This window comes from Maribacter sp. 2-571 (assembly GCF_050589625.1).
In the GTDB taxonomy this organism is placed as follows: domain Bacteria; phylum Bacteroidota; class Bacteroidia; order Flavobacteriales; family Flavobacteriaceae; genus Pelagihabitans.
The window spans coordinates 1-1,505 of sequence record NZ_JBNGOP010000066.1 but is presented as its reverse complement, the minus strand read 5'-3'; the positions used below and the strand labels follow the sequence as shown (position 1 = coordinate 1,505).

Below are 1,505 nucleotides of genomic sequence, written 5' to 3'. Positions count from 1 at the left end.
GAGACGACCCTTGGCGCGTACGACCACCAGTTGGCGCCCTTCGAGAAGGTGGTCGAACGGGTGGTCAAGACACGGGATATGAATCATACTCCGCTCTTCCAAGTAATGTTCATATTACAAAATACACCAGAAAATGAAAATGAAGAATCAAGTGGCATATACGAAGAGTTAACTATATCTCCCTATGAAGATGGTCAAATAACTTCAAAGTATGACCTCACAATGGTCGGCCATGAAGATGAATCGGGTATATCATTAAGTTTAAAATATAATAAGGAATTATTCAAAACCGATACAGTTCATAATTTCTTGGAGCACTACAAGGAACTTTTATACAGTATCGTACAATTCCCCAAACGCCGTTTGTCCGAACTTTCCATGTTTACAGTTTCGGAAGAGCAACAATTATTAGAAATAGCAGGTACTTCGAATATAGCATACCCCAAAGAGGAAACGATAGTAGATCTGTTTGAAATCCAAGCAAGAAAAACACCAAATACCACTGCCCTTGTTTCAGAATCATATACGCTTACGTATACAGAGTTGGATGAAAGGTCTAATCAGTTAGCAAGGTATTTGAAAAACGAATATGGCGCTGAAGCAGGAATGTTGATAGGCATATGTTCTGACCGTTCTTTAGAAATGATAGTTGGGATACTTGCCATACTCAAACTCGGCAGTGCCTATGTGCCTATAGACCCGGAATTTCCGGAGGATCGGATAGCGTATATGCTAGATGATTCTAATGTAAAGATTGTATTGACACATAGCCAATATAGCAGTGTGCTGCCACTTTCCAAGGAAATTACTATTGTAGCCTTGGATAGCGAACAGAAGGTTGTCGAGAAAGAGCCGGTGACAAGTCTGAACACCGGGATAATTGTTGATTCCCCTGTCTATGTGATCTATACCTCGGGCAGTACGGGCAGGCCCAAGGGGGTCCTTATCAAGCATTCTAATTTATCGGATTACATCCACGGCCTATTGTCCTCACTAGAAATCAATGGTCCTTATAGCTATGGATTGATGTCTACCGTTTCTGCGGATTTGGGGAATACGGTATTGTTCGGTTCACTTTTGAGCGGCGGTACTTTGCATACCTTTTCGAAAGATGCATTGAAAGATGCATATGCAATGGGAAGTTATTTTAATCAAAATACGATCGATTACATCAAGATAGTACCCTCTCATTGGTCGGCCTTGGAAAGTGAATATGGTCCGCTTCTGCCTGAATCGGGAATCATATTTGGGGGGGATATACTGACGCCCACTTTGGTCGATAAAATAAAAAATACGAATAAAGCTATTAAAGTAATCAATCATTATGGACCAACGGAGACCACTATAGGTAAACTACTCCATAAGGTAGATTTGAATGCTTCCTATCAAAACATTCCAATAGGGACTCCATTTTCGGATACTAAAGTATACATATTGGACGCGCATGGCGGTCTGTTGCCTCGGGGCGTTGTGGGGGAGCTGTGCATCGGCGGTGCGGGGGTATC

The 1,505-nt window shown here is 42.0% G+C and carries 1 protein-coding gene; it reads left to right on the top strand.

Features of this window, described 5'->3' with window-relative positions; all coding sequences use genetic code 11:
* Nucleotides 1-1,505, top strand: a 1,505-nt coding sequence (locus tag ACRD7P_RS20880; protein ID WP_430909740.1) for a non-ribosomal peptide synthetase, incomplete at both ends; no start/stop codon positions are given.